The following is a 13454-nucleotide window of genomic DNA, read 5'->3' as shown; positions in this document are numbered from 1 at the left end:
TTAAACTGTTTGTCATGTTGTTTAGCCATTCTGAAATCCTCCTCAAGATAGGTACATATATTGTACCATGTCATGAACTTATTTAGGATTTCTCATTTTGACTTGTACTATTTATATTCTAACTCCAGAGGTCGCTTTTATGGGATATATTACAGAAGTTTCTGCCAATGTGTGCCTGTACATTACTATTTTCTGAAATAATCTCTCCAGTATTGATTATGGTATTCCCAGCTGTAAACTTGCTCTCTCCATTACTCTTTATAGTGCCAAGGTTTAATACGCTATTCCTTGCCGTAAGAGAAAAACCACCATCCGTTGAGCAAATAGTGCCACGATTGATAAAATTAGCATCAGAACTATCCCCTGGAGAGTTGCCGGTGGTAATCTGGATCATTTGTACAGCATCAATGTTACCGTCATTGCTAATGCTACCTGTTTCTGTAAAAATATTCATTTCTTTTCCTGACTTTATAGAAGCATCCTCGTTAGTTGTGATGGTATTACCAATTTCCAACCGAACATTTCCAGCCGAGTCCAGAAGACCATTATTAATATTTAATGTTCCTGCATAGTAACCACCTCCTTCATCCTTTCGAGCATAGAGATAGATGTTACCATTTTCATCGGTTGAAGCAGTTAGACGCTCATTGGTTAATACGTTATTAATTTGTTGGTCAATATCATCAGTGTTAACGGTTTCGTTGAACACCACGCCTGTCTTTAAAGAAAAACCAGGACTAGAACTAGCAGTTGAACCCAGATTTATAGACACTGCCTCCAAATCTATTCCGGTTGCAGTATTAATATGTCCATCAATGTTAATTTTTCCCTCATCAGATAAACGTCCCCAGTTTCTATTTTTCACTGCATTAGCAGATGTATCAGCGTTTGCAAAATAGTATTTCCAAAAGTCAGATTCAGGAGCCACAACCGTAAGTGAGCCTGCATTAATTACGCCAGTAGAACCGACAACCATGCCTTGAGGGGATATGAAATATAAGTTGCCGTCAATTGTATTATTGCGTATACCGTTTACAATACCGCTAATATTAATTTGATTTTCTACAGTATTCACCAGGGTATCTAAAGCAGAACCAGTAGAGGAGTTTTTGAAATACAGATTAGCAATTTCACCATTCTCCACGGTAAATGTATTGAAACGATTCAATCCCACCTTGCCAGATGTATCAACTTCTCCGGCATAAATGTCAGCAACACCATTTTGCATTAGGTTATCACCTATTGAAGCTCCATTTGCGTCAATACGCACAATATTGCCAGCATACGCCTCGCCCCCCAGCCAAGGCGCAAAAACAAAGCCAGCTGCCAGCACATAATGCAGCACCTTCCTGCTCAGGGAATTTTTTTTGTCAGTCTTGCCATTCAAAGATTTTTGGCTTTTCTTTAATCTTTTTGGTTTACCAATCATATACGCTCCTCCTTCGGAAATTTAGAAGCTGCTCAGTCTTCTTTATAGCCTGCAAAATCAAGCTGCATGATATTCTGTCAAGATGCAAATAGATGCATTTTTATGGGAGAAATTTGTACATGCCTGCAAGTATTTAGACATAAGTACACTCCCAATACACCAAATATAATTATACACCTTTGTTTGTTCAAAAGGCAACAGACCATTATCCTATTTGGGTTTGCTGGAATTGCATTTTTGGGGGCTTTAGAACAAAACAAATAGTTATATGCACTGTGCAGCAGACTGCACCTGCCTATTAATATAAATATAGATATATATATTAATATTAACTTATATATTAATATATAAGTTAATATACCAAAAATACTTAAAAAAATTCTTTACATAATACCAGAAATGTAATATAATCACCTGTAATAGAACAAAAGGGGTGAGATGGTATGTATGCTTGTACCAAGGGGGCTACGACTCTGGGCGTGGACGGAGTGATTATTGATGTGGAGGTGGATGTGTCCAACGGGCTGCCCTGCTTTGAGATGGTGGGGATGCCGGATGCCATGGTGAGGGAGGCAAAGGAGAGGGTGAGGATTGCCATCCGCAATTCCGGCATTAGGCTGCAGCAGGACAAAGTGACGGTCAATCTGGCTCCGGCAGGTATGCGGAAGGACAGTGCCGGGCTGGATTTGCCCATTGCGGTGGCACTTCTGGCTGCCTACGGGGTGATTCCCACGGAAGGGCTGGACAGGTATCTGTTCATCAGCGAGCTGTCCCTGGAGGGGGAGTGCCGCCGGGTAAGCGGCGTGCTGCCCATGGCTATCAAGGCACAGGAAAGCGGCTTGCAGGCAGTAGTGGTGGCCAAGGGGAACATCAATGAAGCCCTGCTGGTGGATGGTATAGCGGTGTACGGCATTGAGAATCTGTCGGAATTGGTGGAGTTTCTCAGCGGCAGGGGGGAGCTGCAGCCAGCTGCCAAGGAACCAGCTCAGGAGGAACGGGAGGTATTGCAGGATGATTTTTGCGACGTGCAGGGGCAGTTTTTGGCCAAGCGTGCCTTTGAGATTGCGGCTGCTGGCGGTCACAACATCGTCCTGTCCGGCAGCCCCGGGGCTGGCAAGACCATGCTGGCACGGCGGATGGGCTCCATCCTGCCGGATATGACACGGAAGGAAGCCTTGGAGGTTACGAAGATTTATAGCATTGCCGGGCTCTTGAAAAACAACAGCGGCCTGATTACCCGGCGTCCCTTCAGGAGCCCTCATCACACTGTCTCCTCGGCTGCCATGATAGGGGGCGGCAGCATCCCCAAGCCCGGGGAGGTGACTCTCAGCCACAACGGGGTGCTGTTTCTGGATGAGCTGCCGGAGTTTGGCAAAAATGCCCTGGAATGCCTGCGGCAGCCCCTTGAGGATGGCTTTGTCAGCGTGTCCAGGGTGAATGCCACCCTGAGCTTTCCCTCCCGTATTATGCTGATAGCTGCCCTCAATCCCTGCCCTTGCGGCTACTATGGGGATAGCGAGATTCCCTGCGAGTGCAGCCTGCCTCAGATCAAGAAGTACACCCGGAAGCTGTCGGGCCCGCTTTTGGACAGGTTTGATATTCAGATCCGGGTGCCCCGGGTGTCCTACCAGGAGATAACCTCGGAGGTCAGGGCGGAAAAATCCTCCGTCATCCGCCAGAGGGTGGTGGCAGCCAGAAAAATCCAGCTGGACAGGTTCCGGGAGCTGGATATTGTCTGTAATGCCCAGATGAATCACGGCATATTGAAAAAATATTGCCAGCTGACAGATGAGGCCCAGGAGCTGATGGAAACAGCCTTTCAGGAGAGGAATTTGTCTGCCCGTTCCTATGACCGCATCGTGAAGGTAGCCCAGACGGTGGCGGATTTGTCCGGCAGCGATATTATAAGCGAGATACATATCGGTGAGGCCTTGCAGCTGCGGGGGGAAATCCTGCCGGGAAATAATTTTTGAGGAAGGAGGCAAAATTTTGCCTCTTTTTTTGCTGGGGAATTTGTTAAATCAAACATCTTGTTGTATAATAAGATGATATTGTAGAATGATTATAAGATGGTTGCAGAATTATTGCAGTGCTGTGGCAGAATTAGGGCAGAGGGTTGACAGATGATTGGTTTTTTGCGGGGCAGGGTTGCCTATTTGCTGGCGGATGTTTGCCTGCTGGATGTAAATGGCGTGGGCTATCGGGTTTTTATTGCCGGGAACACCCACAACCAGCTGAAGCTGGGGCAGGAGGCGATGCTTTTTACCCATACCAGCGTGCGTGAGGACGCTATCCAGCTGTATGGCTTTTATTCACAGGAGGAATATGATTTATTTCAGCTTTTGCTGACGGTCAGCGGCATCGGACCCAAGGTGGCGCTGGGGATTATCGGGGCGATTACCCCGGCCAGGCTGTGCCAGGCCATTCAGAAGAAGCAGGCCTCCGTGCTGGTGAAGCTGCCGGGGGTGGGCAAGAAATCCGCGGAGCGGATGATTGTGGAGCTGAAGGACAAGCTGCACTTTGCCGATGCAGGCGATGACGGCCAGGTGGAGGATTTGTCAGATTTGTTTGCCCTGCCGGAGATTGGCGAGGGCGTGGTGGCAGAGGCGGCGGCAGCTTTGCAGAGCCTTGGCTACAATGCCCAGCAGCTGGCGCCTGTGCTGGAGAAATGCAGCAGGCTGAAGGGCGACCAGGATGTGCAGTCGGTGATAAAGTTTGCCCTGAAAGAGCTTTCCGGGAGGTGATAGAGGTTGGAGGATATTAATTACGGGGATTTTGCCCAGGAGCGTGTCATAGACATGAATGTGCAGAACGGTGATGAGTGGCAGTACAGCCTGCGGCCTCGTCACCTGAGGGAGTACATCGGGCAAAAAAAGGTGAAGGATAATCTGGATATATTCATCAAGGCTGCCATGTCCCGGGGGGATGCTTTGGACCATGTGCTGTTTTACGGTCCGCCAGGGCTGGGGAAGACCACTCTGGCAGGGATTATTGCCAATGAGCTGGGGGTTAATTTTCGGGTGACATCGGGGCCTGCCATCAACCATGCCGGGGATTTGGCGGCACTTTTGACCAATCTTGGTGAGAAGGATGTATTGTTTATTGATGAAATCCACAGATTATCCCGGAATGTGGAGGAGGTTCTGTATTCTGCCATGGAGGATTTTGCCCTTGATATCGTCATCGGCAAGGGGCCTAGTGCCCGTTCCATCCGCCTGGATCTGGCACCCTTTACTTTGATAGGAGCCACCACCAAGGCAGGTTCCCTGGCAGGCCCTCTCAGGGACAGGTTCGGGGTGATTTCCCGGCTGGAATATTATCAGCCGGAGGATCTGGTGCTGATTGTGAAGCGTGCGGCGGAGATATTGCAGATTTCCATTGAGGAAAAGGGAGCCTGGGAGATTGCCCGTCGTTCCCGGGGGACTCCCCGGATTGCCAACCGCCTCCTGAAGCGTGTCAGGGACTTTGCCCAGATTACTGGTGACGGCATCATTACAGATGAGATTGCGGATGCTTCTTTGCAGAGGCTGGAGGTGGACAGGATGGGGCTTGACCATACGGACAGGCGGATGCTGGAAACCATGGTGATGAAGTTCGGGGGCGGCCCGGTGGGGCTGGACACCCTGGCGGCAGCCACCAGCGAGGAACGGGATACCATCGAGGATGTGTACGAGCCTTATCTTTTGCAGCTGGGCTTTATTAACCGCACCCCCAAGGGGCGTGTGGTGACAAGGGCCGGTTATGAACACATGAATATTCCTTATCCGGAGGCGTAGAGCTAGATGAATCTTTTGTTGCACATGTGCTGCGGCCCTTGCTCCTGCTACCCTGTGAAGGTGCTGAGGGAACAGGGCATAGAGCCCACAGGCTATTTTTTCAACCCCAACATCCACCCATATAAGGAATGGGATATGCGGCTGAAGGCGGCGGAGGAATTTGCCGCCAGGTCAGAGCTGCAAATAATCACGGACAAGCACTATATGCTGCGGGATTTCCTGCGCCGGGCCCTGGCTGCAGAGCAGGTGGAGAATGGCCGCTGCCGCATGTGCTATACCTGGCGGCTGGAGGAAACTGCCAGGTATGCGGCGGAAAACGGCTTTGATGCCTTTACTTCCACGCTGTTCTACAGCATTTATCAGCAGCATGAGCTGATGAAGGAGACGGCGGAGCATTTTGCCAAGGTGTACGGGGTGAAGTTTCATTATGAGGATTTCCGTCCCGGCTGGCAGGAGGGCATCGACATGAGCATGGAAATGGGCTTATATCGCCAGCCTTACTGCGGCTGTATCTTCAGCGAGGAGGAACGCTACAGCAGGGAGCTGAGAAAGGCGAGAAAAAAGGCCAACAAGGCCAAGAAAAGGGCAAGATTGGAGGCAGAGGCAAGTGGAGAGATATAAGGGCAGGAGGCTGCAGGGGATGTTTGCCGCAGTCATGGCAATGGCTTTTTTCCTGTTTCAGCTGGGGATAGCGGAGGCAGGTGTCAGCACGCTCTATCCGGGGGCAGGCAACCGGCCCCCCAAGACGCCGGAGTGGAACGTGGAAAAGGGCAAGGAAGAGAAGAATGTCTCTGCCAAGGCTGCTGAGCAGAATGGCGGTGCGGCAAAGGGCGTCAAGAAGCTGGACAAGAAGAATGTGCCCATGACCATGCTGAGCGTGATGCTGGGGGAGGGGCTTGCTTCTGCTAGTGTGTCCGGCATCAGTGATTTTGAGGTGGTGGACGGCAATGCCGGCAAGGTGCTGGAAAGCTGCGGTGCCAACAAGAGCCTGAATATCACTGTGGATGGCAGCTATATCGCCATCAACGGCAAAAAGACCAAGAGCAGGATTGTGACCGTGCAGGCGAAGAACGGTGCTGACGGCGTGATGAAATACAACGGCAGCAGCTATCGGGGCAGCTTGCGGCTTACCTCTGACGGTGTGCGGCTGCAGGTGCTGAACCAGCTGTCCTTGGAGGATTATGTCAAGGGGGTGCTGCCATCGGAAATGTCTCCCGGCTGGCATGGGGAGGCGTTGAAGGCCCAGGCTGTGGCGGCGAGAACCTTTGCCCTGTACAACAGGAGCAAGGGGGGGCACAAGGCTGTCGGCTACGATTTGTGCGGTTCCAGCCATTGCCAGGTGTACAGCGGCATGGCGGCAGAAACTGCGGCAACCAATAGCGCGGTGGATGCCACTCGCGGACAGGTGATGTATTATGAGCATCAGGTGATTTATGCAGCTTTCCATTCCTCCTCCGGCGGTGCTACGGAAAACAGCGAGGACGTATGGGGCGTGTATCAGCCATATCTCCGCTCCGTAACTGATGATGACAGCAAGTCACCTTACCACAACTGGACAGCGAAGTTCACGGTAGTCCAGGTGGAAAAGCAGCTGGCTTCTGCCGGAAAGGGCGTGGGTACGCTGAAATCCATTTCCCTCAGCCCTATTTCCTCCAGCGGTTCTGTCACCGGCAGGACTGCCTCCGGCCGTGCCTATGGCGTGAAGTTCACCGGCAGCAGCGGCACGGTGACTATTACCGGGGAGCAGGCCAGGACGATTTTCGGCTTGAAAAGTGCCATGTTCAATGTCCGCACGGAGCGCAGCGTCAAGCTGCCAGCTGCCGAAAACAGCAAGAAGACTGCCGCTGCTTCCAAGGGTAGCCAGGGGACATTTTCTGAGGCACCTGCGGCTATGAACGGCTCTGCCATGAAGATTAATGGCTCTGAGACCATTGTCTTTGACGGCCACGGCTTCGGCCATGGCCTGGGGCTGGCCCAGTATGGTGCCAAGGCCATGGCGGACAAGGGCAGCAAGTATGACGACATACTGCATCACTATTATACCGATGTGGTGATTCAGGAGATTTATTGATTTATTAATTTGTCGGTTTGTTGGTTGTGAACGTTTTAATTTGGAGAGCATGTAATGCAATTATCAGAGTTTGACTATAATCTGCCGGAGGAGCTGATTGCCCAGACACCTGTGGAGCCGAGAAATTCTTCCCGGCTGATGGTGCTGGACCCGGTGGAGAAGACTATCGAGCATCGTCATTTTTATGACCTGAAGGAATATCTTGAGCCAGGGGATACCCTGATTATGAATGATACCCGGGTGATGCCTGCCAGGCTGCTGGGCTGGCGTGACGGCACCGGCGGCAAGGTGGAGGTCTTTTTGCTCAGGCGCATTGATGGCGATACCTGGGAAACCCTGGTGAAGCCGGGGCGCAAGGCACAGATAGGGCAGGTGGTCAGGTTCAGCGATGAGCTGGCCTGCACGGTGACTGACCATACGGATTTTGGCGGCCGCATTGTGAAATTCCAGTATGAGGGAATTTTTGAGGAAATTCTGGACAGGCTGGGGGAAACGCCCCTGCCGCCTTATATCCATGAAAAGCTGGCGGACAAGGAAAGGTATCAGACGGTATACTCCCGGGAGCAGGGCTCGGCGGCAGCTCCTACGGCAGGGCTGCATTTTACGAAGGAGCAGCTGGCGGAGCTGCGTGAATACGGTGTCAACCTGGGCTTTGTTACCCTGCATGTGGGGCTGGGAACCTTCCGCCCCGTCAATGTGGAAAACATTGAGGAGCATGTGATGCACAAGGAGTATTACAGCATTTCCCAGGAGACGGCAGACCTGATTTTGCGTACCAAGGCTGCCGGAAAGCGGGTGATTGCCGTGGGCACTACCTCTATCCGCACCCTGGAGTCGGCAGCTGATGGGGTTGGCAGGATCAGCGGCAAGTCCGGCTGGACGGATATTTTTATTTATCCCGGCTATGAGTTCAAGCTGGTGGATGGGATTGTGACTAATTTCCATCTGCCCAAGTCTACGCTTATTATGCTGATAAGTGCCTTTGCAGGCAGGGAATTTGTGCTGAAGGCGTATGAGACTGCCGTGCAGGAGAAATACCGCTTCTTTTCTTTTGGTGATGCAATGCTGATTAGGCGTCCTGGAGAGTGATAGAGATGAATGAAAAGGCTGTAAGTGCCATGAGGGATTTTTTGGAGGCATTGGGACTGGATTTGCAGCAGCTGGATATGGAGAAGACACCGGCACGGGTAGCGGAGATGTACGGCTACCTGTTCAGTGGCCTGGGGAAGGATACCGCAGATGTGTGGGGAGAGCTTTTCCAGAGTGAGAATGACGGCATTGTGGCAGTAAAGGATATACCTTTTTACTCCATGTGCGAGCATCATCTGGTGCCGTTTTTTGGCAGGGTGTCCATCGCCTACAAGCCGCAAGGCGGCATGGTGGCAGGCTTTGGCAAGTTCACCAAGCTGGTGGATATGGTGTCCCATCGCCCCCAGCTGCAGGAGCGCATGACAGAGCAGCTGGCAGAGGCGGTTATGGATGGCTTGCAGGCAGAGGGCGTGCTGGTCATAGCGGAAGCTCAGCAGCTGTGCATGACTATGCGTGGTGACCTGGCCAACGGCACCTCCACGATTACCTCGGCATGCCGAGGGTGCTTTGACAATGACAGCAGCATGTACAGCCAGGCCTGGAACCTGCTGGGCTGGAACAAGGGCGAATAAAGGCAGAATTAAGGATGTATAAGGAAGCATAAGGAAGTGGCAAAGATGGCAAATGTACTGCGTGAAGCAGATAGGAAGTATACATGGCAGGATGGCAAGGAGCTGGAAATTGGCGGCAGAACCCTGATTATGGGCATATTGAACGTAACCCCGGACTCTTTTTCTGATGGCGGCAAGTGGAACAGCGTGGACAAAGCTGTGCAGCACATGCTGGAGATGGTGGTCAATGGTGCCGATATTATCGATATAGGTGCCGAGTCCAGCCGTCCTGGCTTTGTGACCATGTCTGCCAAGGATGAGATAGAAAGGCTGAAGCCGTTTCTTGAGGCGGTGGTTCCGGCATGCCCGGTGCCGGTTTCCATTGATACCTTCAAGGCGGAAACGGCAGCCTTTGCAGCAGAGCATGGTGTGCATATCCTGAATGATATCTGGGGCCTTCAGTATGAGGAAGAACCGGGGGAAATGGCAAAGGTGGCTGCCCGGTATGATTTGCCGGTGGTGGTAATGCACAACCGCAATTCCAAGGAGTACAAGGGTGATATTATTGACAGCATGCGGTCATTTTTCCTGAAATCCATTGAGATAGCGGACAAGGCCGGTATTGACCTTGACAAGCTGATTCTGGACCCGGGCATCGGCTTTGGCAAGACTGTGGAGGGCAATCTTGAGGTGATGAACCGCTTGCAGGAGCTGAAGCAGTTTGACGGCAGGCGGTATCCTGTGCTGCTGGGCACCAGCCGCAAGAGCTTTATTGGCAATACCCTGGATTTGCCGGTGGATGAGCGCATGGAGCCTACCGGGGCCACCTGCGTGCTGGGGATTACCAAGGGCTGTGAAATCATGCGTGTCCATGATGTGCTGCCTATCAGCAGGATGTGCAAAATAACGGATGCCATTCTGGCAGCCGGCAGCCGCAAGGGATAAGATACGGCTATTGGGCAGTTGCCAAGGTGGATATGGGGCAGCGGCAAGAGCTGATAATACACGGATATGTGAGGGATTGGAAATGGACAGGATTACTCTGACGGGGATGGAATTTTTTGGCTATCATGGCGTGCTGCCTGAGGAAAACAAGCTGGGGCAGCGTTTCGTGGTGGATTTGGTGCTGGAGCTGGACCTTCATCAGGCAGGGCTCAATGATGACCTGAATGCCACTATCAATTATGCGGAGGTATATCAGGAGGTCAGGGAGCTGGTGGAGGATGCCCACAAGCCGATGAAGACCATAGAGGCATTGGCGGAGCTGATTGTCAGTATGCTGTGGACAAAGTACAGCATGCTGGAGCATATCACGATTACCGTGCACAAGCCGGGGGCGCCGGTGGCAGGCGTTTTCCGGGATGTGTCCGTGACCTTGGAAAGATAATGGATAAAAGATAGTAGAGATAATATGGAAAAATATATTTGCTATCTCAGCCTGGGGGCAAATCTGGGGGACAGGCTGGGCACTATCCGGCAGGCTGTGGAAATGCTGGATAATACAGAAAAAATTCATGTGAAATGTGTATCTTCTATGTATGAAACTCCGCCCTGGGGCAAGCTGGACCAGCCGCCCTTTATCAATGGCGCAGCGGCTGTGGAGACAGTCCTTGCGCCGGTGGAGCTTCTGACGGCATGTCAGCAGATTGAAAAGAAGCTGGGCAGGGTGCGGCATGAACACTGGGGGGCGAGGACGATTGATATCGACCTCTTGTACATTCCGGGGGTACAGCTGGCGGAGGCTGAGCTGGTGTTGCCCCATCCCTATATGCTGGAGCGTTCCTTTGTGCTGGTTCCCCTGGCGGAGATTGCCCCGGAGCTGGTGCTGGCCAACGGGATGACGGCGGTTCAGTGCCGTGACAGGCTCGACGACAGGTTCAGCATCGTAAAAGCAGGGAAAGCATAGCAGAACAGGAACAGCAGAGTGAAAAGAGGTGTATTTTCATGGAAGAAAAACGAGAAGATGGCGAGATAGTCCGTGTGATGACACGGCAGGAAAGGCTGGAATACGACGATATTACCATAGAGGATTGCAGCTATGAGGAAAGCACCGGCAATGGTGCAGGCAGCAAGCAGGCTGGCAGCAGCCGTCCTGAGACCTTTAACGAGGCATATGAGGATAACAGCCATCGCAGCCAGGATTTCCGCCAGAATTTCAGGAGCTATGGCGGCAGCCGCGGCCCAAGGGTGTATACCTTTGGCATGGGGCAGGGATTGACAACCTGGCAGAAGTGGAAATACAGGATAATCGGTGCCCTGGTGGCAGCGGCTGTCATCTGGTTCCTGATTTTTGTGGCCTTTCCCATCGTGGCAGTGGGTGTCATTGCGGCTGCTATAGCCTATATGCTGTATAACTTTTTTAGCTGAGAAATTTGCTGTATCCTGCCTGATATTTGGCAGGGTGCAGATGAAGAACAGAGTTATGTGAGGGGATGTAATGGAGCGTTTGCAGAAAATCATCAGCAAGGCAGGGGCGGCTTCACGCCGGGAGGCGGAGCGGCTGATTCTGGCTGGCAGGGTTACCCTGAATGGCAGGGTGGTCACGGAGCTGGGCACTCAGGCAGATGGGGAGCAGGATGTTATTGCCATTGACGGGGTGAATATCAGCGCACCGAAGGAGAAGCTGTATTTTTTGCTGAACAAGCCGAAACGCTGCATCTCTGCCGTCAGGGATGATAGGGGGCGTCGCACGGTGATTGACCTCCTGCCGGAGGTAGAGGAGTATATCTATCCTGTAGGCAGGCTGGACTATGATACGGAAGGGCTGCTGCTCCTGACCAATGACGGTGATTTGATGAACGGCCTCCTGCATCCCCGGTATGAGATAGAAAAAACCTATATTGCCAAGGCACAGGGCGTGGTGACCGGGGAGGATATCAAGAAGCTTTGCCGGGGTATCATGCTGGAGGACGGCATGACTGCCCCGGCCAGGGCAAAGCTTTTGGAGCGTGCTGATAACGGCAGCTGGTGCAGGGTGCAGCTCACCATCCATGAGGGGCGCAACCGTCAGGTGCGCCGGATGCTGCAGGCTATCGGGCACAGGGTGCAGGAGCTGAAGCGGGTTGCCTTTGCCGGGCTTACCCTTGAAGGTGTGCCAAGAGGCGGCTACCGCAGCCTCACAGGTGAGGAAGTTGCCCGTCTGAAGAAAATAGCAGGAACAGCGGCAGGGAAACCGGCTGGAAATGCGCGCAAGGAGTCGTAGCCTGATGAATCGCATGGATAATATGGATGATATGGATAGCATAGATAGTGCAGATAATGTGGAAAATACGGATACCGTAGTTGTGGTAGGGGCAGGCCCTGCCGGTATGATGGCGGCTATCAAGGCAGCGGAAAACGGTGCAGCTGTTACCCTTTTGGAGAAGATGCCGAGAGCTGGCAAGAAGATGCTGATTACCGGCAAGGGGCGCTGCAATATTACCAATGTGGCGGAAAAGCAGGAGCTGATTAAGAATATTCCCGGCAACGGCAAGTTTCTGCATAGCTGCCTGAAGTCCTATGACAATGAGGATGTGCAGCTGTTCTTTCAGGGGCTGGGCGTTCCCGTGAAGGTGGAGCGGGGCGGCAGGGTTTTTCCTGTCAGCGACAGGGCTGCCGACGTGGTGGATGCCATGGTGCTGCGGCTGCACGAGCTGGGCATCAGGCTGGTTACTGATGCCAGGGTGGCAGGGCTTTTGCTGGAGGCTGGTGCCAAAGGGGAAGCTTGTGTCAAGGGCGTCAGGACGGCTGATGGCAGCCAGTACCACGGCAGGGCGGTGATTGTGGCCACCGGGGGAGCTTCCTATCCGGGGACAGGCTCTACCGGGGATGGCTACCGCTGGGCGGCGGAGGCAGGACACCATGTGGTGAAGCCCCTTCCGGCATTGGTACCCCTGGAGGCAGAGGATGACTGGGTGAAGGAGCTGCAGGGGCTGGCACTTCGGAATGTGCGTGCTACGCTCCTTGCCGATGGCAAAAAGGCCGGGGAGATGTTCGGGGAGATGCTGTTTACCCATTTTGGCGTCAGCGGCCCTATTATCCTGTCCCTGAGCCGTCAGGCGGCACAGCTTTTGGAGGCTGGCAGCTTCCTGGAGCTGGAGATAGATTTGAAGCCTGCCCTGAGCCTTGAGCAGCTGGATGCACGGCTTTTGCGTGATTTTGAGAAATATCAGCGCAAGGAAATCAAGAATGGCATGAAGGATCTCCTGCCGGGGCGGCTGATTGAGCCGGTGCTGGATGCGGCCTATCTTGAGCCGGAGCGGATGGTGAATACCGTCACCCGGGAGGAACGCCACAGGCTGGCGCAGGTTCTCAAGGGGCTCAGCATGGTGATTTCCGGCACCAGGCCGATTGCCGAGGCTATTGTCACGGCAGGCGGCGTGGATGTGAAGGAAATCAATCCCAAGACCATGGAGTCCAAGCTGGTAAAGGGGCTGTACTTTGCCGGTGAAGTAGCGGATGTGGACGGCTACACCGGCGGATTTAACCTGCAGGCGGCATTTTCCATGGGGGCGGCGGCAGGCTGCTGGAGCGTCTGGAACAGCTGATACAGTTACTGA

14 protein-coding genes are annotated in these 13454 nt (G+C 52.9%); 13 read left to right on the top strand and 1 reads right to left on the bottom strand.

Annotated features, from left to right (window positions below):
• Nucleotides 1–118: 118 nt before the first annotated feature.
• A complete protein-coding gene (locus FYJ84_RS10580; protein ID WP_154407577.1) occupies nt 119–1429 on the bottom strand; it encodes a leukotoxin LktA family filamentous adhesin in 1311 nt (436 codons plus the stop codon).
• 443 nt (nt 1430–1872) lie between these two features.
• Here FYJ84_RS10580 and FYJ84_RS10575 point away from each other — a divergent pair, with 443 nt between their 5' ends.
• The 13 genes from FYJ84_RS10575 (at nt 1873) to FYJ84_RS10515 (ending at nt 13442) form a co-directional block, all read left to right on the top strand.
• Nucleotides 1873–3402: a YifB family Mg chelatase-like AAA ATPase gene (locus FYJ84_RS10575; protein ID WP_154407576.1), complete on the top strand. Its 1530-nt coding sequence runs from the start codon at nt 1873–1875 to the stop codon at nt 3400–3402.
• 150 nt (nt 3403–3552) lie between these two features.
• The gene (ruvA, locus tag FYJ84_RS10570; protein WP_154407575.1) at nt 3553–4173 is read left to right on the top strand and encodes a Holliday junction branch migration protein RuvA; all 621 of its coding nucleotides are present in this window, start codon (nt 3553–3555) and stop codon (nt 4171–4173) included.
• Between the two features lie 54 nt (nt 4174–4227).
• On the top strand, nt 4228–5205 hold the full coding sequence (ruvB, locus tag FYJ84_RS10565) for a Holliday junction branch migration DNA helicase RuvB (protein ID WP_154407583.1): 978 nt from the start codon (nt 4228–4230) through the stop codon (nt 5203–5205).
• A 6-nt stretch (nt 5206–5211) separates the two neighbouring features.
• On the top strand, nt 5212–5826 hold the full coding sequence (locus tag FYJ84_RS10560) for an epoxyqueuosine reductase QueH (protein ID WP_154407574.1): 615 nt from the start codon (nt 5212–5214) through the stop codon (nt 5824–5826).
• Entirely contained in the window at nt 5813–7276 is a 1464-nt protein-coding gene (locus tag FYJ84_RS10555; RefSeq protein ID WP_154407573.1) for a SpoIID/LytB domain-containing protein, read from the top strand. Before FYJ84_RS10560 ends, FYJ84_RS10555 begins: the two co-directional genes overlap by 14 nt.
• A gap of 54 nt (nt 7277–7330) precedes the next feature.
• The gene (gene queA / locus FYJ84_RS10550; RefSeq protein WP_154407572.1) at nt 7331–8365 is read left to right on the top strand and encodes a tRNA preQ1(34) S-adenosylmethionine ribosyltransferase-isomerase QueA; all 1035 of its coding nucleotides are present in this window, start codon (nt 7331–7333) and stop codon (nt 8363–8365) included.
• 5 nt (nt 8366–8370) lie between these two features.
• Nucleotides 8371–8937, top strand: a complete 567-nt coding sequence (folE, locus tag FYJ84_RS10545) for a GTP cyclohydrolase I (protein ID WP_154407571.1) — start codon at nt 8371–8373, stop codon at nt 8935–8937.
• A gap of 45 nt (nt 8938–8982) precedes the next feature.
• Entirely contained in the window at nt 8983–9861 is an 879-nt protein-coding gene (gene folP / locus FYJ84_RS10540; RefSeq protein WP_154407570.1) for a dihydropteroate synthase, read from the top strand.
• 82 nt (nt 9862–9943) lie between these two features.
• Nucleotides 9944–10303 (top strand): dihydroneopterin aldolase, encoded by a 360-nt coding sequence (gene folB / locus FYJ84_RS10535; protein WP_154407569.1) that lies wholly within the window; start codon nt 9944–9946, stop codon nt 10301–10303.
• A 24-nt stretch (nt 10304–10327) separates the two neighbouring features.
• A complete protein-coding gene (folK, locus tag FYJ84_RS10530; protein ID WP_154407568.1) occupies nt 10328–10822 on the top strand; it encodes a 2-amino-4-hydroxy-6-hydroxymethyldihydropteridine diphosphokinase in 495 nt (164 codons plus the stop codon).
• Nucleotides 10823–10860: 38 nt separating this feature from the next.
• Complete coding sequence (locus FYJ84_RS10525) at nt 10861–11283, top strand: hypothetical protein (RefSeq protein WP_154407567.1); 423 nt, start codon at nt 10861–10863, stop codon at nt 11281–11283.
• A gap of 70 nt (nt 11284–11353) precedes the next feature.
• Nucleotides 11354–12118: a pseudouridine synthase gene (locus FYJ84_RS10520; protein ID WP_154407566.1), complete on the top strand. Its 765-nt coding sequence runs from the start codon at nt 11354–11356 to the stop codon at nt 12116–12118.
• Between the two features lie 31 nt (nt 12119–12149).
• A complete protein-coding gene (locus FYJ84_RS10515; RefSeq protein WP_154407582.1) occupies nt 12150–13442 on the top strand; it encodes a BaiN/RdsA family NAD(P)/FAD-dependent oxidoreductase in 1293 nt (430 codons plus the stop codon).
• Nucleotides 13443–13454: the final 12 nt, after the last annotated feature.

The sequence above is a fragment of the Anaerovibrio slackiae genome, from assembly GCF_009695585.1.
Taxonomy (GTDB): domain Bacteria; phylum Bacillota; class Negativicutes; order Selenomonadales; family Selenomonadaceae; genus Anaerovibrio; species Anaerovibrio slackiae.
The sequence above is the reverse complement of the archived record's forward strand: the minus strand, read 5'-3'. Positions and strand labels throughout refer to the sequence as shown.

Coding starts and splice junctions, on each gene's coding strand:
- folK (WP_154407568.1), top strand. CDS start 10,328: ATGGAAAAATATATTTGCTATCTCAGCCTGGGGGCAAATCTGGGGGAC.
- FYJ84_RS10515 (WP_154407582.1), top strand. CDS start 12,150: ATGGATAGCATAGATAGTGCAGATAATGTGGAAAATACGGATACCGTA.
- queA (WP_154407572.1), top strand. CDS start 7,331: ATGCAATTATCAGAGTTTGACTATAATCTGCCGGAGGAGCTGATTGCC.
- FYJ84_RS10525 (WP_154407567.1), top strand. CDS start 10,861: ATGGAAGAAAAACGAGAAGATGGCGAGATAGTCCGTGTGATGACACGG.
- FYJ84_RS10520 (WP_154407566.1), top strand. CDS start 11,354: ATGGAGCGTTTGCAGAAAATCATCAGCAAGGCAGGGGCGGCTTCACGC.
- ruvB (WP_154407583.1), top strand. CDS start 4,228: ATGAATGTGCAGAACGGTGATGAGTGGCAGTACAGCCTGCGGCCTCGT.
- FYJ84_RS10580 (WP_154407577.1), bottom strand. CDS start 1,429: ATGATTGGTAAACCAAAAAGATTAAAGAAAAGCCAAAAATCTTTGAAT.
- ruvA (WP_154407575.1), top strand. CDS start 3,553: ATGATTGGTTTTTTGCGGGGCAGGGTTGCCTATTTGCTGGCGGATGTT.
- FYJ84_RS10560 (WP_154407574.1), top strand. CDS start 5,212: ATGAATCTTTTGTTGCACATGTGCTGCGGCCCTTGCTCCTGCTACCCT.
- FYJ84_RS10575 (WP_154407576.1), top strand. CDS start 1,873: ATGTATGCTTGTACCAAGGGGGCTACGACTCTGGGCGTGGACGGAGTG.
- folP (WP_154407570.1), top strand. CDS start 8,983: ATGGCAAATGTACTGCGTGAAGCAGATAGGAAGTATACATGGCAGGAT.
- folE (WP_154407571.1), top strand. CDS start 8,371: ATGAATGAAAAGGCTGTAAGTGCCATGAGGGATTTTTTGGAGGCATTG.
- folB (WP_154407569.1), top strand. CDS start 9,944: ATGGACAGGATTACTCTGACGGGGATGGAATTTTTTGGCTATCATGGC.